31 protein-coding genes are annotated in these 25,445 nt (G+C 44.6%); 12 read left to right on the plus strand and 19 right to left on the minus strand.

Annotated features, from left to right (window positions below):
• The gene (locus tag AC6R16_RS14710; protein ID WP_500674858.1) at nucleotides 1-855 is read left to right on the plus strand and encodes an AraC family transcriptional regulator; all 855 of its coding nucleotides are present in this window, start codon (nucleotides 1-3) and stop codon (nucleotides 853-855) included.
• 95 nt (nucleotides 856-950) lie between these two features.
• Entirely contained in the window at nucleotides 951-1,457 is a 507-nt protein-coding gene (locus AC6R16_RS14715; RefSeq protein ID WP_500674859.1) for an SRPBCC family protein, read from the plus strand.
• Between the two features lie 147 nt (nucleotides 1,458-1,604).
• Here the strand turns inward: AC6R16_RS14715 and AC6R16_RS14720 are convergent, their stop codons facing one another.
• From AC6R16_RS14720 to AC6R16_RS14740, 5 genes are all read right to left on the minus strand, one after another.
• On the minus strand, nucleotides 1,605-2,036 hold the full coding sequence (locus AC6R16_RS14720) for a GNAT family N-acetyltransferase (protein ID WP_500674860.1): 432 nt from the start codon (nucleotides 2,034-2,036) through the stop codon (nucleotides 1,605-1,607).
• A 208-nt stretch (nucleotides 2,037-2,244) separates the two neighbouring features.
• Nucleotides 2,245-2,979, minus strand: coding sequence for an RNA methyltransferase (locus AC6R16_RS14725; protein WP_486788412.1), 735 nt, complete (start codon nucleotides 2,977-2,979; stop codon nucleotides 2,245-2,247).
• Between the two features lie 186 nt (nucleotides 2,980-3,165).
• The gene (locus AC6R16_RS14730; RefSeq protein ID WP_500674861.1) at nucleotides 3,166-4,266 is read right to left on the minus strand and encodes an alkene reductase; all 1,101 of its coding nucleotides are present in this window, start codon (nucleotides 4,264-4,266) and stop codon (nucleotides 3,166-3,168) included.
• Nucleotides 4,267-4,280: 14 nt separating this feature from the next.
• A complete protein-coding gene (gene gloA / locus AC6R16_RS14735; protein WP_486796726.1) occupies nucleotides 4,281-4,661 on the minus strand; it encodes a lactoylglutathione lyase in 381 nt (126 codons plus the stop codon).
• A gap of 127 nt (nucleotides 4,662-4,788) precedes the next feature.
• On the minus strand, nucleotides 4,789-5,748 hold the full coding sequence (locus tag AC6R16_RS14740; RefSeq protein WP_500674862.1) for a DMT family transporter: 960 nt from the start codon (nucleotides 5,746-5,748) through the stop codon (nucleotides 4,789-4,791).
• Nucleotides 5,749-5,925: 177 nt separating this feature from the next.
• On the opposite strand from AC6R16_RS14740, the gene AC6R16_RS14745 reads away from it, so the two are divergent.
• On the plus strand, nucleotides 5,926-6,528 hold the full coding sequence (locus AC6R16_RS14745; RefSeq protein ID WP_500675345.1) for an HD domain-containing protein: 603 nt from the start codon (nucleotides 5,926-5,928) through the stop codon (nucleotides 6,526-6,528).
• Here AC6R16_RS14745 and AC6R16_RS14750 read toward each other — a convergent pair.
• Nucleotides 6,525-6,842, minus strand: coding sequence for a cupin domain-containing protein (locus AC6R16_RS14750; RefSeq protein ID WP_500674863.1), 318 nt, complete (start codon nucleotides 6,840-6,842; stop codon nucleotides 6,525-6,527). The genes AC6R16_RS14745 and AC6R16_RS14750 overlap by 4 nt on opposite strands.
• 208 nt (nucleotides 6,843-7,050) lie before the next feature.
• On the opposite strand from AC6R16_RS14750, the gene AC6R16_RS14755 reads away from it, so the two are divergent.
• Entirely contained in the window at nucleotides 7,051-7,845 is a 795-nt protein-coding gene (locus AC6R16_RS14755; protein ID WP_500674864.1) for a nucleotidyltransferase domain-containing protein, read from the plus strand.
• An 87-nt stretch (nucleotides 7,846-7,932) separates the two neighbouring features.
• On the opposite strand, the gene yidZ is transcribed toward AC6R16_RS14755, so the two are convergent.
• Both yidZ and AC6R16_RS14765 read right to left on the minus strand, forming a co-directional pair.
• On the minus strand, nucleotides 7,933-8,886 hold the full coding sequence (gene yidZ, locus AC6R16_RS14760) for an HTH-type transcriptional regulator YidZ (RefSeq protein ID WP_486796148.1): 954 nt from the start codon (nucleotides 8,884-8,886) through the stop codon (nucleotides 7,933-7,935).
• Nucleotides 8,861-10,090 carry an MFS transporter gene (locus AC6R16_RS14765; RefSeq protein ID WP_500675346.1) on the minus strand — a complete coding sequence of 410 codons (1,230 nt, stop codon included), beginning with the start codon at nucleotides 10,088-10,090 and terminating at the stop codon, nucleotides 8,861-8,863. The genes yidZ and AC6R16_RS14765 overlap by 26 nt, the downstream gene beginning before the upstream one ends.
• 184 nt (nucleotides 10,091-10,274) lie before the next feature.
• Here AC6R16_RS14765 and AC6R16_RS14770 point away from each other — a divergent pair, with 184 nt between their 5' ends.
• On the plus strand, nucleotides 10,275-11,060 hold the full coding sequence (locus AC6R16_RS14770) for an HAD-IIB family hydrolase (protein WP_500674865.1): 786 nt from the start codon (nucleotides 10,275-10,277) through the stop codon (nucleotides 11,058-11,060).
• 30 nt (nucleotides 11,061-11,090) lie between these two features.
• Here the strand turns inward: AC6R16_RS14770 and AC6R16_RS14775 are convergent, their stop codons facing one another.
• Entirely contained in the window at nucleotides 11,091-11,285 is a 195-nt protein-coding gene (locus AC6R16_RS14775; protein WP_004746483.1) for a hypothetical protein, read from the minus strand.
• 179 nt (nucleotides 11,286-11,464) lie between these two features.
• The gene (locus AC6R16_RS14780; RefSeq protein ID WP_239854211.1) at nucleotides 11,465-11,653 is read right to left on the minus strand and encodes a hypothetical protein; all 189 of its coding nucleotides are present in this window, start codon (nucleotides 11,651-11,653) and stop codon (nucleotides 11,465-11,467) included.
• Nucleotides 11,654-11,823: 170 nt separating this feature from the next.
• On the opposite strand from AC6R16_RS14780, the gene AC6R16_RS14785 reads away from it, so the two are divergent.
• Together AC6R16_RS14785 and AC6R16_RS14790 are read left to right on the plus strand one after the other, a co-directional pair.
• On the plus strand, nucleotides 11,824-11,997 hold the full coding sequence (locus AC6R16_RS14785) for a hypothetical protein (protein ID WP_239854210.1): 174 nt from the start codon (nucleotides 11,824-11,826) through the stop codon (nucleotides 11,995-11,997).
• Nucleotides 11,998-12,015: 18 nt separating this feature from the next.
• Entirely contained in the window at nucleotides 12,016-12,549 is a 534-nt protein-coding gene (locus tag AC6R16_RS14790) for a hypothetical protein (protein ID WP_500674866.1), read from the plus strand.
• 46 nt (nucleotides 12,550-12,595) lie between these two features.
• Here the strand turns inward: AC6R16_RS14790 and phnE (AC6R16_RS14795) are convergent, their stop codons facing one another.
• The 7 genes from phnE (AC6R16_RS14795) to AC6R16_RS14825 form a co-directional block, all read right to left on the minus strand.
• On the minus strand, nucleotides 12,596-13,399 hold the full coding sequence (gene phnE, locus AC6R16_RS14795) for a phosphonate ABC transporter, permease protein PhnE (protein WP_171320451.1): 804 nt from the start codon (nucleotides 13,397-13,399) through the stop codon (nucleotides 12,596-12,598).
• Complete coding sequence (phnE, locus tag AC6R16_RS14800) at nucleotides 13,399-14,199, minus strand: phosphonate ABC transporter, permease protein PhnE (protein WP_171320450.1); 801 nt, start codon at nucleotides 14,197-14,199, stop codon at nucleotides 13,399-13,401. Before phnE (AC6R16_RS14800) ends, phnE (AC6R16_RS14795) begins: the two co-directional genes overlap by 1 nt.
• Nucleotides 14,187-14,972, minus strand: coding sequence for a phosphonate ABC transporter ATP-binding protein (phnC, locus tag AC6R16_RS14805; RefSeq protein WP_500674867.1), 786 nt, complete (start codon nucleotides 14,970-14,972; stop codon nucleotides 14,187-14,189). The genes phnE (AC6R16_RS14800) and phnC overlap by 13 nt, the downstream gene beginning before the upstream one ends.
• A gap of 114 nt (nucleotides 14,973-15,086) precedes the next feature.
• Nucleotides 15,087-16,127, minus strand: a complete 1,041-nt coding sequence (gene phnD / locus AC6R16_RS14810) for a phosphate/phosphite/phosphonate ABC transporter substrate-binding protein (RefSeq protein ID WP_171320449.1) — start codon at nucleotides 16,125-16,127, stop codon at nucleotides 15,087-15,089.
• 253 nt (nucleotides 16,128-16,380) lie between these two features.
• On the minus strand, nucleotides 16,381-17,592 hold the full coding sequence (locus tag AC6R16_RS14815; protein WP_004746471.1) for a glycerophosphodiester phosphodiesterase family protein: 1,212 nt from the start codon (nucleotides 17,590-17,592) through the stop codon (nucleotides 16,381-16,383).
• 211 nt (nucleotides 17,593-17,803) lie between these two features.
• Nucleotides 17,804-19,156: a sigma-54-dependent transcriptional regulator gene (locus AC6R16_RS14820; RefSeq protein WP_500674868.1), complete on the minus strand. Its 1,353-nt coding sequence runs from the start codon at nucleotides 19,154-19,156 to the stop codon at nucleotides 17,804-17,806.
• Complete coding sequence (locus tag AC6R16_RS14825; protein ID WP_500675347.1) at nucleotides 19,153-21,096, minus strand: ATP-binding protein; 1,944 nt, start codon at nucleotides 21,094-21,096, stop codon at nucleotides 19,153-19,155. The genes AC6R16_RS14820 and AC6R16_RS14825 overlap by 4 nt, the downstream gene beginning before the upstream one ends.
• Before the next feature lie 228 nt (nucleotides 21,097-21,324).
• On the opposite strand from AC6R16_RS14825, the gene def reads away from it, so the two are divergent.
• The 5 genes from def (at nucleotide 21,325) to AC6R16_RS14850 (ending at nucleotide 23,750) form a co-directional block, all read left to right on the plus strand.
• Nucleotides 21,325-21,837: a peptide deformylase gene (def, locus tag AC6R16_RS14830; RefSeq protein WP_500674869.1), complete on the plus strand. Its 513-nt coding sequence runs from the start codon at nucleotides 21,325-21,327 to the stop codon at nucleotides 21,835-21,837.
• A gap of 138 nt (nucleotides 21,838-21,975) precedes the next feature.
• Entirely contained in the window at nucleotides 21,976-22,440 is a 465-nt protein-coding gene (locus AC6R16_RS14835) for a DUF2846 domain-containing protein (protein WP_272787851.1), read from the plus strand.
• A gap of 95 nt (nucleotides 22,441-22,535) precedes the next feature.
• The gene (locus AC6R16_RS14840; protein ID WP_500674870.1) at nucleotides 22,536-22,895 is read left to right on the plus strand and encodes a VOC family protein; all 360 of its coding nucleotides are present in this window, start codon (nucleotides 22,536-22,538) and stop codon (nucleotides 22,893-22,895) included.
• A gap of 39 nt (nucleotides 22,896-22,934) precedes the next feature.
• Complete coding sequence (locus tag AC6R16_RS14845) at nucleotides 22,935-23,351, plus strand: hypothetical protein (protein WP_500674871.1); 417 nt, start codon at nucleotides 22,935-22,937, stop codon at nucleotides 23,349-23,351.
• 54 nt (nucleotides 23,352-23,405) lie between these two features.
• On the plus strand, nucleotides 23,406-23,750 hold the full coding sequence (locus AC6R16_RS14850; protein WP_500640175.1) for an energy transducer TonB: 345 nt from the start codon (nucleotides 23,406-23,408) through the stop codon (nucleotides 23,748-23,750).
• Between the two features lie 81 nt (nucleotides 23,751-23,831).
• On the opposite strand, the gene AC6R16_RS14855 is transcribed toward AC6R16_RS14850, so the two are convergent.
• Together AC6R16_RS14855 and AC6R16_RS14860 are read right to left on the minus strand one after the other, a co-directional pair.
• Entirely contained in the window at nucleotides 23,832-24,434 is a 603-nt protein-coding gene (locus tag AC6R16_RS14855) for a short chain dehydrogenase (protein ID WP_500639823.1), read from the minus strand.
• Complete coding sequence (locus AC6R16_RS14860; protein WP_500674872.1) at nucleotides 24,431-25,420, minus strand: haloalkane dehalogenase; 990 nt, start codon at nucleotides 25,418-25,420, stop codon at nucleotides 24,431-24,433. Before AC6R16_RS14860 ends, AC6R16_RS14855 begins: the two co-directional genes overlap by 4 nt.
• Between the last annotated feature and the right edge of the window lie 25 nt (nucleotides 25,421-25,445).

Raw genomic sequence — 25,445 nt, forward strand, 5'->3', positions numbered from 1 at the left:
ATGGAACGTATTTTTAATATCATTGAATATATTGAAAAAAATATGTACGAACCCATCGACATTCACGATATGGCGAGAGTTTCGAATTATTCTACCTACCATTTTTGTCGAATTTTTCGTTCCTTAGTCGGCGATTCACCAAAAGAGTATCTTCGTAAAAGAAGGCTTACTGTAGCAGCGGAGCGCCTAGCCAAAGGCGAAAGCTCAATTTTGGATATTGCACTTGATTGTCAATTTGAGTCTCATGCATCTTTTACGCGTTCCTTTAAGAGCTTTTTCAAAATGACGCCTGAACAGTACAGAAATAATGCGGATCCGTTCAGGCTCATTTACAAAGACCAATTTAGCCCGCACATGTTGCATCACCTTCAAAACCGTCTATCAATGGAGCCTAAAATTGTTACTCGTCCTGAAATAAAAGTTGTGGGGGTTGCCCGCCAATACCGGGAAGAGGACTTGGACATAAACACGCTATGGTCAGCTTTTCGACCTAATGTCAGTCAGATTAAAAATAGAGTAGGTGATGATGCTTTTGGAATTTATGAAGAGTATCTAGAAAGTGATGGTGATATTGGGTTTAGCTATATTTGCTCTGTTGAGGTCAGTGACTTCGATAGTGTTCCTGATGGAATGATTTCGAGAGTTATCCCAGAACATTTATATGCGGTATTTCAGCATACAGGACCTATGTCCTCTTTACCTGAAACCTTAAAATACATATGGGGGAGCTGGCTTCCAAAATCGAATTATGATTATGTGGAAAAGCCTGATTTTGAACTCTATGCGCCAAACACTCAACAACAGAGTGCCGAAAAAATACTGCTTTTGCATATCCCAATAGCCAGAAAGCAATAAAAGTCTGCAAGTTGTCACAATGAATCAATCGACAATTAAAACTCGAATAAGCTGCTCGATTTTCATTTTATTCAATTGAATTCAGGTAAAAAATCATGACCCATAATATAGAAGTTACCCAGAGATTTAGCGTTCCAGCATTGAAAGTTTGGCATGCCTTAGCCGATTGGGGGCATGTCGATAAATGGCATTTTTCTGTAGAAAAGTCCCCCGCAATAAACGATAGAGAATTCGGTTTAGGAGCAAAACGTAAGTGTCATTTTTATGATGGTAGCAGTGTCGTTGAAGAGATCACCCATTATGAAGAAGGAAAAAGTTTTGTTGTAGAAATCAGTGAATTTTCCATGCCTTTAAAAAGTTTAATTGCGGGAACAAAAGTCGCGGTAGTCGATGAAAATACGTGTGATATCACAATAGATATGGCTTTTATCGTTAAAGGGGGAACATTAGGCTGGCTAATGGGGGCTATTGTGATGAAACCTATGATGAAAGGAATAACTAAAAAGCTATTAAAAGGTTTAGCTTATCATGCGGCTACCGGTATTTTGGTAGGCAATAAACTACCTCCAGAGAAGGAACTTTTGTCAGTTACAACTCCATGATTTTTAGTGGGTTTTGTTGAGATATATTTGACCATGTGACGAAGAACAACTTTCTACAACATACGGAAACGCCCAAAGTTATTAGCTTTGGGCGTTCCTTCTAACAAACATTGCTTTTTAATAAGCTGAACTACGACAAACCGAACTTTAGAGTGTCATATGTAGAATTGGAAAAGGTTTCCCCATATCATCAACGGGCGAGCGTGAAACGACCTTAAAACCCATATGCTCGTAAAAGCCTACCGCTTGTGGGTTCTGCTCGTTTACATCGACTTTCGTCGCGCCTAACTGCTCTATTGCATATTGCAGTAGCACAGCGCCAATGCCTTGCCCTCTTGCCTCGTTTAAGATGAACAACATTTCAATTTTTGATTCGTGAATCCCCACGAACCCGAGAATTGAACCACTTTCATTTTTTACACATCTTAACGTAACGGCAGGGAATGCCTGCTCAATGATAATGGGTTTAAAAAACTCAATATCGTCTTCTGTTATGAAATCATGAGTTGCTCGGACTGAGTTTTCCCAAACATCAAGCATTTCTGCGTAATACTCAGGAAGCACATTTTCTACAATCATTGTATTGTCTCTTAAGTTGACTGAAATTTATGTGCAGCCGCAAGAGCGATTCTAGCTGAAGAGAAAGTATGGCGTCTAGTTTGGTGTACGGATGCTGAAGGAGATTCCCTACTCCTTCCTTAGTCACGGAGAACTGGAGAACTAAAGTTGACTCACTTTGGATAAACGGTCAACTCTAGCTATCTGGCAAATTGATGCGCCCCTGCTCTTAGCCGTGTTGGCGACGCAGGTTGTCTAAGATGATGCCAGTTGCCATCGCAACGTTAAGTGACTCCGCACCACCAAAAGCAGGAATGGTAATCTTATCGGTAACAAACTTAGCGGCTTGCTCGCGAATGCCGTGAGATTCGCTGCCCATCAATAAAATCCCTTCTGCAGCAAACTCTGTTTTGTGCACGCTTTCACCTTCGAGGAAAGCACCATAGACAGGTAAGTTCGATTGCTCTAGGTAGCTTGGCAGGTCAAGTTGGCTAACCGTCACACGACCAAAGCTGCCCATCGTGGCACTGATGGTTTTTGGGTTGTATGGATCGGCACAATCTGTACTTGCGACTATGTGTTTAATACCGTACCAATCGGCAACACGAATAATAGTCCCTAGGTTACCAGGGTCAGACACGCCATCTAGCGCAATCATCAAGCCTTGCGCTTTTGGTGTCTCTACACTTGGGATTTCGACTACGGCAATCGCCGCATTGTTACTGACTAAAGTGCTCGCTTTCGTCAGCTCATCAAGTGATGCTTCGATGCACTCGAATCCACTTAGCTCAGTGTGATAATCAGCAAGAAACTCAGGTGTAGCGAACACCTGCTTTACCGTTAGCGCGCTATTCGCCAACTCAAGTACATTCTTCTCTCCTTGCACCAAAAACAGACCATGCGCTTTACGCTGCTTCTTTTGGCCAAGAGCTCGAAGTAGTTTAAGTTGGTTTTTTGAAATCATAATTTTTCCACAATGATGGGCTAACCCAGATAAAAGCGCGGCAATTATAGAGTAAAGCCTTGTTGAGCTAAAGAGGCCAACCAAGATTACTCAGATTCTAGTTACAGTCTTGAGTACGAGGCTATTAACAAAAAAGCACCTCACTGGGGGTTGTGAGGTGCTTTGTCTTAGTTTGACTCGCTTCAATTAGCTGGCTTGATACTCGGGGTAATCAAGTAAGCCTTTTTCTGCGCCACCAAATAGCGTTGCAGGGTCGTGCTCAGCTAGTGGGTAGTCGTTCGCGATGCGAGCCGGAAGATCAGGGTTTGCGATAAATGGGCGACCAAAACCCACCATATCAGCTAAACCATCATTCAGCGCTTGCCCCGCTTTTTCAGTGTTGTAACGACCTGCGTAGATGATCGTTCCTTGGTAAGCCTCACGCACTGCGGTTTTAAACTCAGCGGGAGTATCTGGAGCATCATCCCAGTCCACTTCAGCAATGTGCATGTAAACAACATTGAGCTTGTTAAGTAGAGCCGCCGCCGCCGTGTAAGTTTCTACTGGAGTTTTGTCTACTGTGCCATTCAGTGATGTGAACGGAGCTAGACGTACACCAACGCGATCCGCGCCAATTGCATCTGTCATCGCTTCGACCACTTCGCCTAAGAAGCGCAGACGGTTTTCAACTGAGCCACCGTACTCGTCTGTGCGGTTATTCGCCTCAGAATCGATGAACTGGTTGATCAAGTAGCCATTCGCCGCATGAAGTTCAATGCCATCAAAGCCTGCTTCAATCGCATTTAGCGCAGCCCAGCGATACTCTTCAATCACTTTTTGAATATCTTCTTTGGTCATCGCTCGTGGCTCTATAACATCGACAAATCCCGGCTCATCTGTGCCATTATCGATGAAGACTTTTACATTCTCAGCTTTTAAGGCAGATGATGAGATTGGCTGCTTTCCACCAATATTATCTGGATGAGTAACCCGTCCTACATGCCACAACTGAGCAAAGATCGCACCGCCTTTTGCATGAACGGCATCGGTGACTTTCTTCCAACCCGCAATCTGCTCTGCTGAGTAAATACCCGGTGTCCAAGCGTAACCCTGACCCATCTCAGAAATTTGAGTGCCTTCTGCCACAATTAAGCCCGCACCAGCACGTTGAGCGTAGTACGTCGCCATCATATCGTTTGCCACATTACCCGGCTGACTAGCACGTGAGCGAGTCATCGGCGGCATCACAATGCGATTTTTAAGTTCAAGTTTGCCTAACTGGATAGGTTGAAATAGTGCGTCTTTCATTAGTCTATGCCCCATTACTTGCTGACTTGAATCAGTTCAATTTGGTAACCATCAGGATCGGTGATGAAGGCGATATGTGTTGAGCCGCCTTTTACTGGACCAGGCTCACGAGTCACATTGCCACCTAAGGCTTTAATTTGATCACAAGCGGCGTAAATGTCTTCAACGCCTAGTGCTAAGTGACCAAATGCATTGCCCATTTCGTACTGGTCTGTATCCCAGTTATGAGTCAGCTCAATCGTTGTGCCGCCTTGTTCATAACCGACAAACACGAGCGTGTAGCGGTACTGGGTATTTTCAGTGCGATCCAGAACGCGCATACCTAACACCTTAGTGTAGAACTCGATCGATTTTTCTAAATCAGTCACGCGGATCATGGTGTGCAGAAATTTCATCATTTCCCCTTGTCGATAGCGACAACAGCCTAGAGTCACTCGCGGGCTATTGTGTCGGTGGTTCGTGTCATAAACTTTGCACCAAGAATACGTCCAAGCTATCAAGACAGGAAATTATCGTTTTTTATTATTTAAATAATGATTTGTTATCATCATTCAATTTGTTAACCATAAAGGATTTGAAGTGGTGATACGCAATCGGCCAAGCGGCGCTAGCAACAATCACGAGTAGGCCAAGTATCGCAAGCTCATTAGGTATTTCGCTAAACAACCCATACCCAAGAGCAACAGAGTAAATAATCTTTCCATATTCGACATTGGCAATAACGTTCGCTTCCCCATACTTATAGGCCGTCACACCAATCCACTGCGCCACTGATGAAAGCACACCAACACATAGCAGTAGACCTAGCTCTGACCAACTCGGCCACTGCCAAGCTGCTAGGCTTGGTAACAAAGCCATCACTCCAACAAACAGCGCCTGATACGCGAGTAGTGTAATTCTAGGTTCTTCTTGTGCCACTTTTCGCACGCAAACAACAGCCACAGCAGCCCCCATTGCAGCCAGTAAGCCTGCTCCGGTATATTGCAGAGAAGCTTGTTGGAACTGTGGCTGAACCACCATCATCACACCGATAAACCCCGCAATGATGGTGAATAAGCGCGCAGTAGTGACGCGCTCTGACAAACAAAGCCTAGAGATACACGCTACAAACAGGACTTGAGTAAAGCCAAGCGCCGTAGCGTCGGCTAAAGGAATATTACTTACCGTGACAAACCCAAAGTAAAGAGCAATAAACGCTCCCAGAATACGTAGCGCGTGAAGCTTAACTCGCTTAGGTTTAAGCAAAATGTCTACGCTACGAACCATGGCTGGCACCAACAAGGTAATAAACACCAGTTGTCGGAAAAACAGTATTTGAAACACGTCAATGGTATCGCTTAGCACTCGAACAATAACACCGACCAGAGTAAACATTGCTGTTGAACATAGCGCTAAGGCAATCCCTTTCCACATTGGAGGTAATTGGTCTAGCCTGCGAATAAATGGCTGGATATAGCCACTGAATATATGGAGAGTATGCAAGATTCAATGCCTCGAAATTAACCGCGAAGAATCTAGCTTAAAGGTGACACCAATAGACGGGTCAAGAAGCTCGAACATTGAAATGACAGTATGGGACAATCGCTATGTTAAGCTTTTAGAAATCAAACCATTATTGTAGGAGATCGCTTGGAACCTGTAGAAAAGTACACTCAAGCCATGTTTGAATTTATTGAAAAGGAAATGATTCAAGATCCCGCGCACGACATCAATCACGTTAAACGAGTAGTCAAAACTGCGCGCTACCTATGTGCGCAAGAAAACGCCAAGCTAGAGGTGGTACTACCTGCCGCTTATCTGCATGATTGTTTCACCTTCGCTAAGAACCATCCCAAGCGCAGTAAGAGCTCTGTGGTCGCAGCCGACAAAGCCATCGAATTCCTTACTTCCATCCGCTACCCAGCTCAATATTTAGATGCCATTCATCATGCGATTGTCGCGCACAGTTACAGCGCAAATATCACACCGCAAACACTCGAAGCGCAAATTGTGCAGGATGCAGACCGCCTTGATGCCTTGGGGGCGATAGGTATTGCTCGCTGCCTACAAGTAAGTACTAACTTTGGCGCAAGCTTATACAGTTCAGACGATCCATTTTGTGAGAATCGAGAGTTTGATGATAAAAACTACACTGTCGATCACTTCTACAACAAGCTGTTTAAACTAGAGCAGATGATGAACACTGACGCCGCTAAAACCGAGGCAAGAATTAGAACTCAATACATGCGCGCGTATTTAGCCCAACTCGCGAGTGAAATTTAGCTTTTGTAGAAAACCGCTAGCCAGACCGTTATCTCGTCTTGAGCGGTCTGCTTCACTTTATGTTTGCAGTGTGCAGGGATATTGACATGGTCGCCCTGCTCAAGCTTAACGATACGACCATCTTCAAACTCAATCACACCAAACCCAGATAGAACCATCACCCACTCGCTCTCATCTTGATCATACCAACCAGACTCCGGTGAGCTTTGACCATGAGAGAGGATTCGTTCAATACGTACATCCTGACCGGAAACAATGTCTTCAAACACTTCTTCATTCAGCGCTTGAGGTAACCCCGCTAACAAATTATCCATATCCGTCCCTATTATGTACGTAGACTCATAAGCCAAACAGTTTATCACGAGATACCGCAGCTGAAATTATCAACATCTCGGCTTGTATGTTAACAAGTGATATAGATTGCATTTCATCACGACTAAAGCTACTTTGTAATGCTGCGTTAATTTTACCGCACTAACTGTCTTTGGCAGTTCTCACATCGAAATCGATTAAAGGTAAAATATGAAATATCCAACCACTCTTCCCCAATCACACAAGCAGCTACTGGAAAAGATTGTCGCTTGTTTCTCTCAAGATCCTAGAATCGTTGGCCTCGGGGCTAGTGGCTCTTATGCCTCTGACACTATGGATAAATACAGCGACTTAGACATTGTGGTTGCTATCAATCCAGACGATTTTCCTAGTATTATGGAAGAGCGATTTGATCTTATAGACAAGGTAGAGGGAAAGGTCGCAGCTTTCACTGGAGAGCACGTTGGCGAACCACGATTAGTAATCTCTATCTACGAGCCGGGCGCCGTCCACGTCGACTTCAAGTTCGTTTCTTTGCCGGATGCAGCCACACGTGTCGATGATACTCAAGTGCTTTGGCAGCGAGGAACATGTCTCTCTGACGTCTTTGCAACTCAGCAGCCACATTACCCTCAACCCGATCCTCAGTGGATTGAAGATAGGTTTTGGATATGGATGCATTATGGAGCAACGAAAGTAGCACGTGGTGAGTATTTTGAGGCAACTGAGTTTCTTTCATTTCTGCGTACTGTTGCGCTCTCTCCGTTGGCTTTAAAGCAACAAGGGTTGACACCTTCAGGCGTTAGAAAGATTGAAACTCGCTTACCAGACTTTGCAGCTCAACTAGAAGAAACCGTAGTAAAGCCTGAAAAACAGGCACTCATTGCTGCTTTTGAAAAAATCACTGATTTGTATCTCAGCCTTCGTCAGCATGAAGAGGTTGAAGTGAATCAACAGGCGCAGCAGCTATGTTTGGATTACTTCCACAAAGAACTCCGCAGCTAACTCAATAACTGACTAAATCAAGGGGACAGCTGTCCCCTTATTTTTGTGCCAGCGGAAATATTAGATGTTCTGATTGGTAGTGCTCATCTAATCGCAATATAAGCTCTTTATCGTATCTCGCAGCCACTTTATCTTTGGATTGCGGTTATTACGTTTATGCCAAATCATAGTGAATGGGATCTTAAGTTTCTGTTGCTGCTCCTCATCTAATGGAATCGGCATGGCAACCAGATCTGGGTGGAGTTGCTGGCAATATTTCTGACAATATTTTGGGGCGGTGGTGATCATCTCATGGCCGGCTTTTTCAGCAACAAACAGAGCCTGCTCAAACCCCGACATGGTTAAGTTAACGTTACGGCTTAACCCAAGCTCGATCAGTATTTCATCCAGAGCCCAGCTCTCACTTTTCTCCCACGTAACGTTAATGTGTGGGTAGCTGAGAAACGTCTCCAAGTTCCATTCCTGCTCAAGCGCGGGGTGATCTTTACGTAGATAAACCAAGGGCAAGTCAGTAAAGAGTACTTCAAAATTGATATAATAAGGCAGCAGTTCGAGAGACTCTTTTGATCGAGGGTGGCTCTCTCTACCCGTAAAACCGATATCGACGTCACCACGGGCAATGGCCTCTAGTGAGTCATAGTCCCAATTGGTAAATTTAATCTTAGAATCTGGGTATGTTTGGTGAATGCGCTTAGTCAATTCATCAACCATGATCAAAGATAACGGAGACTCTACGCCAAGATTAAAACGCACACCTGTTGGTGCTTCATCACCACGTCTTGAGACGATTTGGCTACCAATAAGTAGCCAGTCAGACAGGCTCTCTTCCATGCTGCTCGCCAGTGGCGTTGGCCTTAAACCCTGCGGAGTATTGACGAACAACGGGTCATCAAACCAATCACGCAACTTACCCAATGCCTTACTTACCGTTGAAGGCGTGACATTGAGCTTCTTTGCCGTTTTGGTCACACTCTGCTCTTGTAGCAACAATTGCAGAGTAAGCAGTAAATTCAGATCAAGGCGTGCAAGTGATTTCTTCATGAAGATCGCTACGTGGTTGATTTGCTCCTAATAGTATTAAAGCGATGCCGATAACGCCACCAGCAACCAATGCAATTAGCAACATATTTACCGCAGACACACCAATCCATGCCATAAACCAGATATACAGTGCGGAGCAACACACTTGAGAAATACCCAGCACCGAACTGGCTAAACCGGCTTTGTTGGAAAAAGGGCTAAGTGCTTGACTCATCGCGACCCCAAACCCCATAGAGAACCCCATGCTAATCAAGCCAAAACCTAGCATGTAAAGCGTCGAGCTATCGCCATTCAAGTGAGCCGCGAGGATGACGATAGCCGACGTCAAAGTAATGATTTGTGAGCCTAGCAACAAGGTTCCTTGCTTAAAGTAAGACAGGGCAATAGGGGCTGAAAATGAAGTTGACATCCCCACCATAGCCAAGAGCGCCATTGCCGTAGAGTATTCACCGCGGCTGAAGTTCAGTGTCTCCATGACTATCATTGGAGAGGTATTTACATAAGTAAGAATTGCCGTAACACCAAGAGAGGTAAACAAAACTCTAGAAAGGAAATAACGGTCCAATAGTGTTTCGTTAGAACCTGACTCTTCGCTGTGAGCAAGGTTATTTGACTGTTTTGACAAGGTTTCTTTCAACACAAACGTCGCAATCAAACAAACTAAAACACCCATTGCCGCCATCGCACTAAACAGGACAGGCCAAGGAAATTTCAGCATGATTAAGTGCCCAATGACTGGTGCTAAAACAGGGATCATGCAGGTGATGCCGTTCAACATAGAGAGCACTTTAGCGCGCTTTTGATCGTCAAGCGTGTCGCGCAAAATAGCGAAGGCCACCACGTAACAACACCCTGCCCCTACGCCTTGGAAAAAACGCATCATCAGGAAAGCATCACTGGTTTGAGATGCGCCACCGAGCCAGGAAGAAATAGCAAAAACAATGGCACCAGCAATAGCGACAGGCTTACGTCCGAGTCGATCAGCAAGTCGACCAACAAACAGCATCGTCATTGCCATACCTGACAAGTAGATAGAAAACGCCATATGAAGCTGTGACTGCGTTGCGGCTAGATCGGCGGCTATTTGAGGTAACCCAACAAGGTAGAGGTCAATGGCCGTAGGATAAAGAAGCACAAAGGAAAATGCGCATAAAAGGAATCGGGACATAGCTACCTCACTTATATAGTAATCGTTTGCGAGGATAATATTCGATACTCCACCGTTTGGCGCGTTGCCATTATGACAACAAGCATTTCCAATTACGACATCGGTAAAAACGGATTATCTTATCTCTCATCGGTTACTCATTAACCTAAGCAAGTTCACTGAAATACAGAGTTAATTTTCATAAGATAAACAGTTCTTTAAACAGCATTAGATAATCAATATGGAAAAGTTACTTTCAAAGGAATGGAAGTCTATCGAGTGGGTTTTGACGGATGTCGATGACACATTGACGTGGCAAGGCAAACTGCCACCGGAAACACTGATTGCGCTTTCAGAGTTACAGCAACAGGGGATTAAAGTTGTCGCGGTGACTGGAGCGTGTGCAGGTTGGTGCGATCATATTGCTCAGCTTTGGCCTGTCGATGCAGTACTGGGTGAGAATGGGGCTTTTACTTTGGAAAAAAGCACCAAAGGCATTTCTCTTACCAGTTCTGAACCGCTGCAAAAGATGCGTGAACAACAAAGCCAGCTAAAGCAGCAAGTAGAAGATATTCTCGCAGATTACCCACAAGTAAACTTGACCCTAGACCAAGCCTATCGCCTGTGTGAAGTCGCGATTGATATCGGCCAAAATCGAGAGCCACTAAGCGCTAATATCGTAGAGCATATAGTCGCCCGTATCCACGAATTAGGCGCGCATGCGACAGCGAGTTCAATCCATATCAACGCTTGGTACGGCAATCATTCAAAACGTAACAGTGCATTCGAGTATTTAAAATCGAAAGGGTTAACTGAACAAGATGTTTTGACCAAGTGCTGCTATGTCGGTGATTCGCTTAATGACCAACAAATGTTTGAAACCTTGCCCTTGACTGTTGGAGTGAAAAACATCCAGCACTATTGGGATAAGCTGACACACAAACCCTCTAAGGTCATGACTCAGCCGGGCGGTTATGGATTTGCCGAGTTTACAAAACAGCTACTGGCACAAAAAGAGACGCAGTAGGGTAGCTACTACGTCTCTATTAAGGTTAGATCACTCTTCCCCTTCGGAGATAGGCAGTCGCTTATCTTTAAGGTTGGTGTACAGGTGGGCTTGATTCCTTTCAATCATTACCATAGCAAGAAGAGGATTAAGTGCACGCACTTCCCCTTTCATATAGGGAACTGGGATGTCCCATGGGTTGTTTTGGTACAAACCCTCTTCGTCGAACTGGACAAGAAACTCCATGCTTACCTCCTAACACATCGAGCATCTTCTAAGTTTAGTCCGTAATTGAGACTTTTATTAGTAATGAAGTTTCAAACAGACAACAGCCGTGTGGTCTCATGATGACCGAAAACATTTAGACAAGCGCACTACCAGTAAAATTCTCTACCGTTACTTAGACTTAACTCACTGCTAAAGCATTATTTCTCGGAACTGGTGAACCGCTTATCTCGCTCATGAAAATAGAGATGAGCTTCGCGCCTATCAATCAACACAATCGCGGCAAGAGGAGTCACTGAGTGGATCTCTCCTTTTTGGTATGAAACTGGTAGATCCCACGGATTATCTTGATAGCTTCCTGTCCTATCAAACTGAACTAGAACGTCCATAGCTACCTCCAAAACGACATCAAGTACTCCTTAAGTTTAGTTGATAAATGACCCTTTTATTATTTGTAAATCTAGTCACATTCTGACAACTCTTTCGACAAGGATCACCTCAACGACTGGCCTCGCTATCTATACTTAAATTAGATGGTCAATCTGATGAGGTGGCTACTATGGACTTTACAGAAAAACTTCGCTTGCGAGGTAAAGCGGAAGAAGATCTCTACTTTGCTAAGTTAGATCGTGAGCTAATTGAAGCGATGCACGAAAAGCAAAAATACGAACATGAATTACGTTCTGAAGAGCTCGATACTCCAAGAATTGAAAGTATACTAGACAGCAAATAGCCGTCACACTGAATACTTATGGAAGATATTGAATACATTAGAGCTTCAATACCCCTGTTGATGTTTGCCTTTTTTGCTGTATTGAAGAGCCACAAGGAGAGCACGAGAAAGCGCTACCCTGATATGAAAGATGTCCAAATATCTTTTTTGGGGGCGATCATTTCTTGGTTCACTATGCTGATTGCTCTTGTTCTATTTACTCAACTTGTCATTGACCCACCAGCTTCACTCTACATGGCTCTATTTATGCTGATTCTAACGAGCCTAATGATCGTTATTGCCCTTCAACATTTAAGCTATCAACTGATGTTTAATGATCAAAGGCTGATGGTTAGCCATATTTTAGGCAAAGCCAAACAATGTCAGCTTTCATCGGTCACAGAGGCAAAAGAAAAAAGCTATGCCAACGAGGGGGGAAGCAGCAGAGTCGTCTTCCTAACTCACGCCCAAGGTAAGATTAGAGTGCCCATCTCTATGTTAGGTGGTCAGCATCATCACGAGCTCAATACATTGCTAAACGAGCTGCTTTCAAACACTCAAAATACCAGATAACAAAAAGACAGAGTTTCCCCTGTCTTTTTCAATTGGCGTAAACCAATTAAATTAACTTCTTACGCACATGCACGACTAGCGCTTCAGCGAGAATAACAACAGCGAAAATACTCACTAGGACCATCGACACCTTTTGCCATTCGAACAGGTTTTGCGCGTCGTTAAGCACTACGCCGATACCACCAGCGCCTACTAAGCCTAATACCGCAGATTCTCGAACATTGATATCCCAACGGAATAAGACAATCGAGAAAAAAGCCGGCATAACTTGAGGCCAGTAGCCTTTTAGCAGAATACTCATCCAAGAGGCACCCGTCGCTTTTAAAGCTTCGATTGTTCCCATATTCACTTCAGCAATCGCCTCTGCGAGAAGTTTACCGACAAAGCCCACACTGCGAACGGCAATCGCCATGATCCCCGCTAATACGCCAGGACCGAACAGAGCGATAAACAGCAATGCCCATACCAGTGAGTTAACCGAACGCGAAGATACCAAGAAGAATTGTGCAATCCAGTTTAATGTTTTGCTTGGCGTAATGTTAGGTGCATTCAGCAAGGCTAATGGAATAGCGAGAATCAAAGTAAAAAGCGTCCCAAGAGTTGCAATGTGCAGGGTTTCAATCAGGGCTGCATGAATCATTTCAGGGTAAAAACCGTAATCCAACGGAACCATGCGGCTAAACATGTCACCAAACTGCGCTGGTGCGTCGTAAAGGAACTCTGGAATGATTTCTACAGTCTGCCAAGACCAAACTATCGCTGATACAAAACACAAGTAGGCGGCGAACCTTGCCAAACGTTCGTTGAACGTAAAACGCTGCCACTCTCTATCAATTGAAGCAGTTGTCATTAGAAGATTCTCCTTACTACATTAGATAAGAACTCACCTACAAGAATCAGTGCAATAATGGTGATAAGAATGGCGGCAACAAAATCGTAATCAAAACGTTGGAAAGCAGAGAAAAGAGTGCCACCTAAGCCGCCTGCGCCAACAATGCCCACCATGGTTGAGTTACGTAGATTTGAGTCAAGTTGATAACTAGCAAAGCCGATAAAACGCGTAAATACCTGTGGCATTACTGCAAACAAAATCACACTCGCAAAGCTTGCCCCTGTTGCTCGAATGGCTTCAACCTGTTTAAACGATATCTCTTCAATAGCTTCAGCAAAAAGCTTGGCGATAAAACCAATCGAAGCAAACACCAAGGTCAGAATCCCCGCTAACGCACCAAAGCCCACAGCCTTAACGAATAAGATGGCAATAATGACCGGGTGGAATGAACGGCACAGCGCAATAAAGCCACGAACGGGTGTCGAGACAATCGATGGCATCATGTTTCTCGCCGCCAAAAGACCGAGAAATAAAGAGATAACGATGCCAAAGAAACTAGAGATTATCGCTATCTGTAAACTCTCTGCTAAGCCACTAAGTAGCAGGTTCGAACGAGAGAAATCGGGTGGAAACATGCGAGATAGCAAGCGCTCACTTTCTCCAAAACCGATAATCAGGCGTTCAAAGCTAAGGTTGAGTGTCGAGAAGCTGTAAAACAGATAAGCAACCACGGCTACCACGCCCACTCGGCTCGCCCATGATGCTTTAAAGGGGTTCTCAACGTTTACCGAAGAAGGTGACGTGCTTAATCTAGCCATGACTCACCTCCATAGATGATCTTGAGATCTTCTTCGCTGATACCTTCTGGGCTGCCATCGTAATGCACTTTTCCGTTACACATACCAATGATGCGAGTAGCAAAACGCTTCGCCAAGTTCACATCATGAATATTAACCAGAACAGGGATTTGTTTATCTTTGGCAAACGTCTCCATCAGCTCCATAATCTCGACCGCGGTTTTAGGGTCGAGAGATGAGGTTGGCTCATCCGCCAATAAGATGTATGGGTCTTGCATGACTGCACGTGCAATACCGACACGTTGACGCTGACCGCCAGAAAGACTATCGGCACGCTGATTGGCAAAGTCTTGCAAGCCAACGAACTCAAGAAGCTCAAATGCTTTTTGCAAATCCTCTTTCGAGTAATTTCGACGCCAAGCGTTCCATGAAGACATGTAGCCTAAACGCCCACTGAGCACATTTTCTATTACCGTTAGTCTCTCAACCAAGTTGTACTCTTGAAAAACCATCCCGATGTGACGACGCTGTTTACGTAGTGCTTGCCCCTGCAGTTTTGTCAGGTCTTCACCTTCAAACAGGATTTCACCGCTAGTCGGGTCGTTTAAGCGGTTGATGCAACGCAATAAGGTACTTTTACCTGTACCTGATGGGCCTATGATGGCAATGATGCCCGGCTGATCGATATCGATGTCGATACCTTTAAGGATTGGCTTACCTGCCACGTACTCATGAAAGAGATTGTTGATCTTTATTCCGTCGTATTTTGATGCGTCACAGCTTGCTACGGCCATACTACTATTCCTTGTTTTCTTATTTTGAGCCCAAATTTAGGGTGTACGATGCCCGTGCCCTACACACTAGGCACCGTACTTTTTGACGTTATTAGAGAATTAGAAACTTTTGTTTTATTGGTTGGTGGCTTGCTTTGCTAGCTCAGCTGCTTTTTTCTTAGCACGCTTAGCCGCATCTTTCTCAGCCAGTTTCTTCAGACCAGTTTTTGTGTAAGCCGTGCCTGTTGCATGAGCGATATCGCGGATAACTGACCAGTCTTCTTGGTAGGTAATTGGTGAGAAACGGTCTGCACCTTTAAATGCCGCACTCATCTCTGGAGTGAATCGGTAGCTAAAGAAAGCTTCGTTAATTTTCTCTACTAGTTCAGGTTTTAGGTTGTAAGCGTAGCCAAATGCAGACGTTGGGAAACGTGGACTGCGGTAGATAATTTTAAGCTCAGAGTCATCAACACGACCGGCCGCAACCATACGGTCATAAACATCTGATGCAACAGGCGCTGCATCGTAGTCACCGTTGTATACGCCTAGGATAGATTGATCGTGTTTACCTGAGTAAAGCACTTTGTAATCTTCATCTGGTACTAAGCCTTGTGCTGGGAACAAAGCACGTGGCGCTAGGTTGCCAGAGTTTGAAGAGGCCGATGTATGGGCAACTCGTTTGCCTTTCAAGTCCGCCATTTCGTTGATACCACTGTCTTTACGAACGATAGTCACTAGGTTGTAGCCTTGGAAACCTGCTTCGTCACCTTTTACCGCAATTGGCACATAACCCGCTAGGTTTACAGCGTAGCCGGTAGGGCCCGTTGAGAAACCTGCGACATGCAAACGACCAGAGCGCATTGCTTCAACCTGAGCTGAGTTAGAGTGAACAGTGTAGTAAATGACCTTTTTGCCAGTGATTTTGCTTAGGTGTGCTTGGAAATCGGCAAACGCATCTTTATACAGCGCTGGGTCTTCTACTGGTGTGTAGGTAAAAACCAAAGTGCTTGGGTCGATCCACTCGTTCGAGTCTTTTGGTGAGTCAGCCACTAGATCTTGGTTTTCATCACAATATCTTTCATCCAGTACCCCACGGTTAGCACACTCACTTGCCATCGCCATAGATGGAAGCAGCAAAGAGCCAGCGATTAACAATCCTTTTACACTGTTTTTCATATTAGAACCTTACATTCACGTTATTGTTGATGTTCACCTTTACTATTGCAGGGGACGTGCCATCTATTTTTACTTTTACTTTCAAATACTTAATCAAAATCACATCTGGCATTTTTTAATTTGGGTCAAATGTGTCTTGCGCAAGCTACGCCATTTGGGTCATTTTTGTCCCATGAAGTTTACAATTAAAAAAAGGGCTCGAAAGCCCTTCATTTTTAATCAAATATCTTGCTAACTTAGGCTGTATCGCCGATTAGATATCCATACAGTTTGCGTAGTAAGTGACCGTTGATGGCCAATCACTGAATACGCCTAATACGCCTACATCTTTGGCCAACACATCCAACACTTTCATCATGTCGCCATCTTGCTTAATTTGCTCAGTCACGCTTTGGTAATACCAGCCGCCACCTTGCGCAAGTGGGCCAGAACGCTCTAATGTCCAAGCGATAATATCGAGATCGGCTTGTTTGGCTAGCTTCGCGTATTCTGATGCAACAATCGCATTCTTATCATCTAACTGAATAAGCGCATAAAGAGGTGGAGCAATGATCTGAACACCATCTTTAGATAGCGCTTTCATGTTCTCTAGCGTCGCAGTAAAGCCTTCTAGATTGTATACGCGATCGTCAAGGTAAACGGCTTGTTTACCAAACTCAGGTTCGTTTTTAATCCAGTATTTCACGTCATCTAGGTTGAATGACTGAACATAAGCATCTTTGGCTGTAAACCCTGCCGCTTTCAGCTCATCAATTAGCTTCTGCGCATAATTCTCTTGGCTGAAGCCCTGATAAGGCATTTCAACTTTGGCTGACTTCAGCTCTGGCGTCACCTTCACACCATGCTTTTTGAACAACGCTGCACTTTCAGCATGGGTCATCAAAGTACCCGTTTGTGAGTACAGATCTGTACGCCAGCCAGGCGTCCCATTCATGTACTCTTCGATGGTAGTGGCTTTCGGGTTTGCGCCATCCATCTTACCTTTCAAGGTTCTAAACTCAGCCAAAGTAAAATCTGAAGTACGACACTCTACTTGTGCATCCTCGCCAGTCTCAGGATTAGCTGGTTTAAACGGCACCGAACATTTCTTAGCAAGTTCTGGGTGAGCAAGAACATCGGTTGTAGTGTGGAGATCACTTTGTGAATGGCGACATACCAGTTGTTTATCTTTGGTAAAGGTCACATCACATTCAAGTACACCCGCTCCCATCGCAATCGCAGCTAGGTACGACTCTTTGGTATGCTCAGGAAACTGCATTGCTGCGCCGCGGTGACCAATCGAAAAGTCGCTACGATAAAATGGGCCGTCACTACAGCTTTCAAGCTTAGTTTTTAGAGGGCTCTCTTCCATATCACTAACGAGATAGAGAGGGCGTGGGCCGACCTGTGCTGGTTCGTTGCCCGCCATGGCAATTGAGCTAACACCTAACAATAGAGTGATACCACTGGTTAAGATTTGCTTCATCGGTTTCTCCTTGCAGCAAATTGTTTTATTGATTTTTAATCGACTCTGACAAAAACGGTTTACATCCGTTTTACAGATTTATTTCCGCGAGTTTAAATCAGAGTGGTTACTCTATAGCACTCTCTATGCCAAATATTTTAACCTTGAATTTCAATAATATAACTTCAGCCACACTATCACTCCGTTATATTGAGTCATTTGTGTCTATCGCTCAGTTGGCGCGATTCGCCTTAAAGCTCTCTTTGTCCAGTTGATGCTTTTTCATCTTTCGATATAAGGTTTTGCGCGGTAGATTTAGCCGCAGCGACACCTCATTAATATTGCCTGCCATTTCAATTAGCGCTTCAGTAAGCACATTGCGCTCGTACTGCTCCATTTGCTGCTCAAACGCAAAGGCTTCACTACCTTGAGTCGACGGTGCCTGCAAATCAAACCCTTCGCCCACAATGCCCAATACAAATCGATCTGCGACGTTTCTTAACTCACGCACATTTCCGGGCCAGTCATGACGGCACAGCTGTTGTATTTGCTCAGCGTAGAGGGTCGATGGTCGCGTTTTATATTTTTGACTGGCTTGAACCACAAAATGCCTAAACAGAGACTGAATATCTTCTTTGCGTTGGCGTAACGGTGGTAAATTTAGACTGGCGATATTGAGCCGATAAAACAAATCAGCCCTAAACTCGCCGCGCTGACTCAGCTCCGATAAATCAGCTTTGCTTGCTGCAACCACAACAATATCAACCGGAATCAGTGTATTACCGCCAACACGTTCAATGACTCGCTCTTGTATCACTCTGAGCAACTTGATCTGAACCGCAATCGGCATGCTTTCAATCTCATCAAGAAATAGAGTGCCACCGTTTGCCTGTTCAATTTTCCCGATACGCTTTTTATTCGCACTGGTAAAAGAACCTGCCTCATGCCCAAACAACTCACTCTCAATGATACTTTCCGTCATACCGCCACAGTTAATGGCTACAAAAGGCTTATCACGACGTTTCGAGTAACGATGCAGGGCTCTAGCAATCACTTCTTTGCCCGTTCCTGTTTCCCCATTGATGATGGTATCCACCCCAGTTCGAGCCAAAGCCAACACCTGGCTTCGTACCATCTCCATTTGACTAGAAACCCCAATCACGACATTTTCAATCGGTAGCTCTGGCGTATCCGAAAGCGTATCTGGGGCGTTCTGCACCTGCGTTGAAGCGAGGTTGAGCTTTTCTATCAGCTCGTCACTTTGTAGCGGCTTTTCGATAAAGTCGAATGCACCAAGCTTCATCGCTTCTATCGCCATCGGAATATCACCATGACCACTCATCAGGATGATTTCACACGCAGGCGAACGACTTTGAATTGCATCTACCATAGATAGGCCGTCTAATTGCGGCATACGTACATCGCATAGAACAACCTGCTTACTGTCCGGAGATAACGACTTCAAACCCGCTTTCGGGTCGGTAAAACTGGTTACGTTAAAGCCTTCAAGCTCTAGCATCTCACTGACTGCCTCTACGACATCTAGTTCATCGTCAATGAGGGTGATTTGCTTTTCCATCGTCATGTTCTTGCGCCTTCTAAATGAACAACAAACTCACTACCCTGTTGCGGCTGTGAGTTAACCCGAATAGAACCACCAAAATCTTTGATGATATTAAAAGCGATAGAGAGCCCTAATCCTAAGCCCTTGCCCACCTCTTTACGGGTATAAAATGGGTCGAAAATATGAGGAATATCGCCAGCGAGTATGCCTTTTCCATTATCTTTAACCGCAATCGTGACCTCTTCTCCCACTCTAGAGACAGACACCAAAATAAGCGGCTCAGGGGTTTGTTCTACGGCATCAATAGCATTGCTGATTAAGTTAACTAACACTTGCTCTAAGCGAATCGGATTTGCTCGAACACTCTCACAAGAAGAGAGATTGCAGTCGAGCACTATCGGTATCTGCTTATTGGCAAAGAGCTCTATCGCATCGTTGACGACAGGCATCACCGCGACCGAGCTCACTTTGCCATCGCTCTTGCGCGAGAAGGCTTTCAAGTGACGCGTCAGAGCCGCGACTTTACCTAGCAAGGTTTCAATTTTGTGCAGATTCTGGGTCGCTTTATCTGAACGCGCTTGCTCTAGCCACTTTTGCGCGCTGCGAGTATGACTGCTGATCGCGGTTAAAGGTTGGTTTATTTCATGAGTAATTCCAACACTCAATTGCCCTAGTGCGGCAAGCTTACCTGCTTGAACCAACTCATCTTGAGTGACACGAAGTTTCTCTTCTGCCAGCCTGCGCTCTTCGACTTCGGCTTCCAGTTTTTGATTGGTTTTTTTCACTACTTTTGCGGTAGCTTGGAATACCTGCAAGGACTTCGCCATTTGGGTAATTTCATCCTGCCCTTTTAACTCAATATGGGTATCCAAGTGCCCTGTTGAAATGGCAAACATATCGTCTCTAAGGTTAAGCAGGCGCTCCAAAATATTTTTGCGTACGTAGAACCACGCGATCCCCGCAGCGGCAAATAGACTAAACACCGAGAGAGCAAGCGAGAAGGTGCGATTTGAAGCTAATGAGGCTTGTACATGGGCAATCGACGAATCAATTTCTAAGTTAACGTTTGACGTATTTCGCTCTATTTGAACGGAGAGTTGATGCAGGTATTTACGGCTGTTTTCAAGTAAGAATTCCTGCTGATAGTAGTGCTCCAACGCTTGGTTCTTGAGCTGAACTAAACGGCTTGAGCGAGAGGCAAGGGTGTAGATAACCGAGAGCTTTTCATCGAGCGCAGGCAAAGATTCAGCAAGCCCACTCTCGAGCCACAAGCTAAACCAATCTTGTCCCAATTGCTCTAGACGATAGGTTGTGTAATCCAACTCGTTGAAGCTGCCATCATTATAAAGCTTCTCAACCAAACCTAGTTGATAGAACAACAAAGCCTTTAGCTGACTGTACTGAAGACGAGACTTTTGCTCCGCAGGCAAGCTATCAAGCTCTTCACTCACTTGCTGCAAGAGAGGATAAAAACCTTCTAGCAAGTTGCGTAACTCTTTGTTGAGCTGCCGCGATTCTTCACCACTTTGATAAAGTAAACTCAGGCTGTTACTCACCTGCATAATCAAGTCTTTAAAGTAAGCATGGTACTCAGGAAAATGGGCAAGTACTTGGTTCATCTCTTCTATGCTGTCTTCAATACGAACCATGGCATTGCGCCTTTCAAGGTTCGAATCGGCTGCGACTAACTGTGACGAATCAGTGATCACCAAACGCACCATATCGTTTAGCCTAGCCGCCTGCTCAAGAGCTGGGATTTCTTTTTCCTTGAGCTCGAGCAGAGCGCTTTCTAGCTTGTCATAAGTGGTCGAACTAAAAAGGGCGAGCAGTAACGTCGTCATCGATAGCATTGCCAACGCAAGACCCAGTCGCACTTCGATGCCCCGCCACTTAAACTTGGCGCGATGCGTTTTTTTCGTCATGGGTTCGGTATCAGAAACCGAAGAGTCTCTACCAAGCATCTGATTCACAAAGATATTCCTACTAGCTAAATGTCCGGCTCTTTTAGAGCACAAACACCATTTACAAAGCATATAAAACATCACTACATTTTATTAATAAAGCTATCTGTATCAGATTTGTGGAATAGACAGTGAGAAACATTAACTTTCTTCAATCTAAGACTCACTACACTCGGCTCTTTTGGTTAAAATTGATAGCCTAAACAAATTGTTAGGATTTAAAGATAAATGGCTGTATTAGATATTCTCACTGCCCCAGATCCGCGCCTCAAGATAACCGCAGAGAAAGTCACGGACATTGCGTCGATACAAACTCTGATCGACGATATGCTCGAAACCCTGTATGCGACTGACAACGGGATTGGTTTGGCTTCTACACAGTTAGGTCGTAAAGAAGCGGTGGTGATCATTGACCTTTCAGATAACAGAGATGAGCCACTAATCCTAGTTAACCCGGAAGTCGTCAGTGGTGAAAACAAAGCCTTTGGTCAAGAGGGATGCCTGTCTGTGCCAGATTACTACGCTGAAGTTGAACGTTTTACTTCGGTGGTTGTGTCTGCGCTGGATCGAGAGGGAAATCCGATCACAGTTGAAAGTGATGAGTTCTTAGCCATTGTAATGCAGCACGAAATAGACCACCTCTCTGGTAATCTATTTATCGACTACCTGTCGCCCCTGAAACGCCAAATGGCAATGAAGAAAGTAAAGAAATACGTAAAAAGCCAAGCTAAGGCTCGTTAAGTGCTCATTAAATGGGCGAGTAGCTAAATCGCCCACACTTAAAACTTAATGAGAATCACAATTATTACCAATAACAATCACTAAAATATTATTTTGTTGTATGTTTGCCACCGATTTTATAAAGGCTAGGTTAATCATATGAAAAATAAATTGTTTCTTTGTTCTGCTCTACTCCTTGCACTCTCTGGTTGTGCCTCTGTTCCTACGGTAGATACCGAGGTTTCACAACATGCTAAGTCCTTCCCTGCCCCACAAAAAGGCAACTCGGGTATTTACGTTTATCGAGAAGATGCGTTTGTAGGCGCTGCGCTTAAAAAGTTTGTCTATGTCGATGGCGAATGTATTGGCGAAACGGCCCCGGGGGTGTTCTTCTATCATGAGGTGAAAGGCAACCAAGAACATATTATCAGTACCGAATCTGAATTCTCAGAAAACCATGTGACGCTTTTCACTGACGAAGGACGCAACTACTTTATCAATCAATACATAAAAATGGGCGTGTTTGTCGGTGGCGCTGGTGTTGAGCTTGTCGACGAAACACACGGTAAGTCACAGGTTTTAAAAACCGAAATGGCGCAAAACGGCAATTGCTCTTCAATCTAGTATCAGTTAGCTGAAGATAATCATCTCGGCACTAAGCTTGATAAAAGAGCTATCGGTAAGGCTTAACTCGACGTTAAATATCAAGGAACACACTGATGAAAATGAACACAATGCGTATTCCGTGTAAATCTGTTGAAGAATCCGAACAGTTTTACACCCACAAACTGGGATTACATAAGGTCTTTGGCAGCGCAAATGACGGATTTGTTGGCTATCAGTTAGACAATGTTCAGTTATTGCTCGAAGTGGAAGAAATCGGAGAATTTGAGTGTGGTCGATTCTTGGGTTTTAGCTTAGAAGTTGATGACATACACAGCTTCTTTGAAACATTGATTCAGCGCGATGTCAGGTTTGCCGGGCCTCCTGAAACACAGTTTTGGGGCGGTTTAATGACTCATATTATTGATTGCAATAACAATACATTCTCAATAGTCCAAACCAACCCGCGTCAGTAGTATCAACAGTTCGCAACAAAAAATTACAGGAGTATTTATATGAAGAAGTTAATGGCAGGATTAGTTCTGTTGTTTTGTGCGGGTACAGCCTCAGCGTATGAGGGCAAACCAAAAGAGCAAGTGGACAAATTCTTCAAAGAGCTTTCTTCTGCACAATCAACTCAAGCTATCGATAAGCTATTTAGCAATAATCCGACGATTAGCGCCAATAAACAACAGCTTACTCTTCTCAAACAACAATTTGGAGTTGTGCTGGCTATGTACGGTTCAATCATTGGAGCAGAGAATATTCATTATGAAGAATTATCTCCATCTCTAATTCGTATTGTGGAAGTGGCCAAACATGAAAATCATCCAGTAACGTGGGAGTTTTACTTCTATAAACCTAAAGATACTTGGATGATTAGCCAAGGTATGTTTGTCGATCAATTCCAAGTGATTGGAACGAAAAAATAGATGGGTCTTATTGTCTTGAGTATGAAATCGATCTATCAATCCATCTCCATAAGAATGTTGTTTTTACTGTGGTCTCTGCTCGCTGTAGGTTGTACTACAGCCACACACACAACTGATGCGGTAGGGTTTGATCAGCAAGAATACATCAAAAGGCTGTCATCTAATCTGTACTATCCACAAGAGGCAAGAAGTCTGTCGCTGGAAGGTACCGCAATGATACAGACAGATATCAATCAAAAAGGCAGTGTAATTGGGCTCACGATATTAGAAAGTTCAGGGCATACCATTTTGGATACCGCTGCAACGAAAACGATACTCGCGACAAAGTTTCCAAAGCACACGGCACCCCACCCGATCACCGTCGTCTTTCCAATGGCCTATCAACTTGAAGATAAATAGCGCCTAGTAACCTGACGGCTCGCTTCAGAGAGAAACGCCCAACAGACATACCATCTGTTGGGCGTTTTGCGTTTGGGAAGACTAGTGAGCTAAAACAGCATCAAAGATGTGTCCGTTGTCATTCCCTTCAATACTTTGTTGATAGAATTTAGCCACTTCACTTGCAGGAATTCCTGTGCTGCTATCAACACCCCATTGCTCTAAAGTCTCTTTAACCACAGCAGGGCTGACCGCATTGATACGCTTGCCCTCTTCAAGCTCTAAGGCAGCAACACCGACAAACGCATTAATACCCGCTACACCGATAGAAATCGCCGCTGTCCCCGCCATTGGGTAGTTGGCAGCCTGACCAGAAGTTAAGGTAATAGAACCTCCCTCTTTCAAATATTCCAGACCAATACGAACGAGGTTAACTTGCCCCATTAGCTTACCCTTTAAAACCTCCGCATAGCCTGAGCTTGGCATGTCTGCGATGCTGCCCATTTCACCGTTACCCGCCATTGAAACAATCGCATCTACCTGACCAACTTGCTCAAACAAAGCTCTGATCGACGCTTGGTCTTCAATGTCGACGGTAACCTCTCCACGGCTATGCCCAACCGCCATCACTTGATGATTCTGACTCAGTTGGTTAACGACGGCTTGTCCAATGACACCATTTGCTCCAATTGCTAATACTTTCATGCAGTTACCTTCTCTTGTTTATATTGTGTTTGCTCTAACCAATCGACCATTTTGTTGGCTAGCTGGACTGATTGATCTTCTTGTAAAAAGTGGGATGCGTTGTTTATCGTGATATGTGGTTGACCCGAAGCGCCAGGGAAATTGTTCTGGAATTTCTCGTCGTAACCTTGCCCCGCAAGGAATGGGTCTTGATCGCTAAATAGCGTCAACACAGGCTTGCGCCATTGCTTAAGTTTTTTCCAATCCTTATTCACTTCATCAAGTTCAGCGGCAACAATTTCAGGCATTTTTCGTGGTGCCGCATAGAACTCAGATGACGGGAACGGTGCATCGTAGGCTCGCATTTCTTCACTACTCAGTTCTTTGGTCGTCAGTAGTTGGATGACTTTGCCAATCTCTAGTCGTTCGCTATGCCTGAAGTATCCAGCCCAATTGCCGTAGTTGATCTTGTTTGCCAATTTATCTAGCGTCGCTTTACCTGCCGCAGCAGCCATGACCTTCAACACTTTTGGCACCATAAACTTTTCTAAGCCGTTCATCTCAGCGAGAGCAGTATTGGCAACCACCAAACGATCTAACCATTGAGGTTGGTTCGCTAAAGCGCGTAAGCCAATCATTCCACCCCAATCCTGCATGAATGCCGCACCATGGCGAACACCAGTTTGACGAACAAAACTTGTCATCCAACGAACATGATTCGCGTAGGTGTGCACGTCACTTGTCGCTGGCTTATCAGACTTACCAAAGCCAATTAGGTCAGGGGCAATGACGCGATACCCGGCATTCACGAGCACAGGCACCATATGGCGATAGAGATAGCTCCAGGAAGGCTGACCATGAAGCAGAAAAATAACCTGAGCGTCCTTTTCTCCCTCATCAATGAAGTGCATTTGCATTCCCTCAACCTCGACATAGTTAGGGGCAAATGGGTAGTCAGGTAGGTCGACAAATGCGCTATCTGGGGTCGTTAAAATCTGGAAAGTCATAGTCTCACTCCTAAATGTTCAAAAC

Source organism: Vibrio sp. R10-SG3-ISO10, from assembly GCF_059834185.1.

Excerpts from the sequence above, each read along its gene's own strand:
- AC6R16_RS14710 (WP_500674858.1), top strand. The coding sequence starts at position 1 with ATGGAACGTATTTTTAATATCATTGAATATATTGAAAAAAATATGTAC.
- AC6R16_RS14715 (WP_500674859.1), top strand. The coding sequence starts at position 951 with ATGACCCATAATATAGAAGTTACCCAGAGATTTAGCGTTCCAGCATTG.
- AC6R16_RS14720 (WP_500674860.1), bottom strand. The coding sequence starts at position 2,036 with ATGATTGTAGAAAATGTGCTTCCTGAGTATTACGCAGAAATGCTTGAT.
- AC6R16_RS14725 (WP_486788412.1), bottom strand. The coding sequence starts at position 2,979 with ATGATTTCAAAAAACCAACTTAAACTACTTCGAGCTCTTGGCCAAAAG.
- AC6R16_RS14730 (WP_500674861.1), bottom strand. The coding sequence starts at position 4,266 with ATGAAAGACGCACTATTTCAACCTATCCAGTTAGGCAAACTTGAACTT.
- gloA (WP_486796726.1), bottom strand. The coding sequence starts at position 4,661 with ATGAAATTTCTGCACACCATGATCCGCGTGACTGATTTAGAAAAATCG.
- AC6R16_RS14745 (WP_500675345.1), top strand. The coding sequence starts at position 5,926 with ATGTTTGAATTTATTGAAAAGGAAATGATTCAAGATCCCGCGCACGAC.
- AC6R16_RS14750 (WP_500674863.1), bottom strand. The coding sequence starts at position 6,842 with ATGGATAATTTGTTAGCGGGGTTACCTCAAGCGCTGAATGAAGAAGTG.
- AC6R16_RS14755 (WP_500674864.1), top strand. The coding sequence starts at position 7,051 with ATGAAATATCCAACCACTCTTCCCCAATCACACAAGCAGCTACTGGAA.
- yidZ (WP_486796148.1), bottom strand. The coding sequence starts at position 8,886 with ATGAAGAAATCACTTGCACGCCTTGATCTGAATTTACTGCTTACTCTG.
- AC6R16_RS14770 (WP_500674865.1), top strand. The coding sequence starts at position 10,275 with ATGGAAAAGTTACTTTCAAAGGAATGGAAGTCTATCGAGTGGGTTTTG.
- AC6R16_RS14775 (WP_004746483.1), bottom strand. The coding sequence starts at position 11,285 with ATGGAGTTTCTTGTCCAGTTCGACGAAGAGGGTTTGTACCAAAACAAC.
- AC6R16_RS14780 (WP_239854211.1), bottom strand. The coding sequence starts at position 11,653 with ATGGACGTTCTAGTTCAGTTTGATAGGACAGGAAGCTATCAAGATAAT.
- AC6R16_RS14785 (WP_239854210.1), top strand. The coding sequence starts at position 11,824 with ATGGACTTTACAGAAAAACTTCGCTTGCGAGGTAAAGCGGAAGAAGAT.
- AC6R16_RS14790 (WP_500674866.1), top strand. The coding sequence starts at position 12,016 with ATGGAAGATATTGAATACATTAGAGCTTCAATACCCCTGTTGATGTTT.
- phnE (WP_171320451.1), bottom strand. The coding sequence starts at position 13,399 with ATGACAACTGCTTCAATTGATAGAGAGTGGCAGCGTTTTACGTTCAAC.
- phnE (WP_171320450.1), bottom strand. The coding sequence starts at position 14,199 with ATGGCTAGATTAAGCACGTCACCTTCTTCGGTAAACGTTGAGAACCCC.
- phnC (WP_500674867.1), bottom strand. The coding sequence starts at position 14,972 with ATGGCCGTAGCAAGCTGTGACGCATCAAAATACGACGGAATAAAGATC.
- phnD (WP_171320449.1), bottom strand. The coding sequence starts at position 16,127 with ATGAAAAACAGTGTAAAAGGATTGTTAATCGCTGGCTCTTTGCTGCTT.
- AC6R16_RS14815 (WP_004746471.1), bottom strand. The coding sequence starts at position 17,592 with ATGAAGCAAATCTTAACCAGTGGTATCACTCTATTGTTAGGTGTTAGC.
- AC6R16_RS14820 (WP_500674868.1), bottom strand. The coding sequence starts at position 19,156 with ATGACGATGGAAAAGCAAATCACCCTCATTGACGATGAACTAGATGTC.
- AC6R16_RS14825 (WP_500675347.1), bottom strand. The coding sequence starts at position 21,096 with ATGCTTGGTAGAGACTCTTCGGTTTCTGATACCGAACCCATGACGAAA.
- def (WP_500674869.1), top strand. The coding sequence starts at position 21,325 with ATGGCTGTATTAGATATTCTCACTGCCCCAGATCCGCGCCTCAAGATA.
- AC6R16_RS14835 (WP_272787851.1), top strand. The coding sequence starts at position 21,976 with ATGAAAAATAAATTGTTTCTTTGTTCTGCTCTACTCCTTGCACTCTCT.
- AC6R16_RS14840 (WP_500674870.1), top strand. The coding sequence starts at position 22,536 with ATGAAAATGAACACAATGCGTATTCCGTGTAAATCTGTTGAAGAATCC.
- AC6R16_RS14845 (WP_500674871.1), top strand. The coding sequence starts at position 22,935 with ATGAAGAAGTTAATGGCAGGATTAGTTCTGTTGTTTTGTGCGGGTACA.
- AC6R16_RS14850 (WP_500640175.1), top strand. The coding sequence starts at position 23,406 with ATGTTGTTTTTACTGTGGTCTCTGCTCGCTGTAGGTTGTACTACAGCC.
- AC6R16_RS14855 (WP_500639823.1), bottom strand. The coding sequence starts at position 24,434 with ATGAAAGTATTAGCAATTGGAGCAAATGGTGTCATTGGACAAGCCGTC.
- AC6R16_RS14860 (WP_500674872.1), bottom strand. The coding sequence starts at position 25,420 with ATGACTTTCCAGATTTTAACGACCCCAGATAGCGCATTTGTCGACCTA.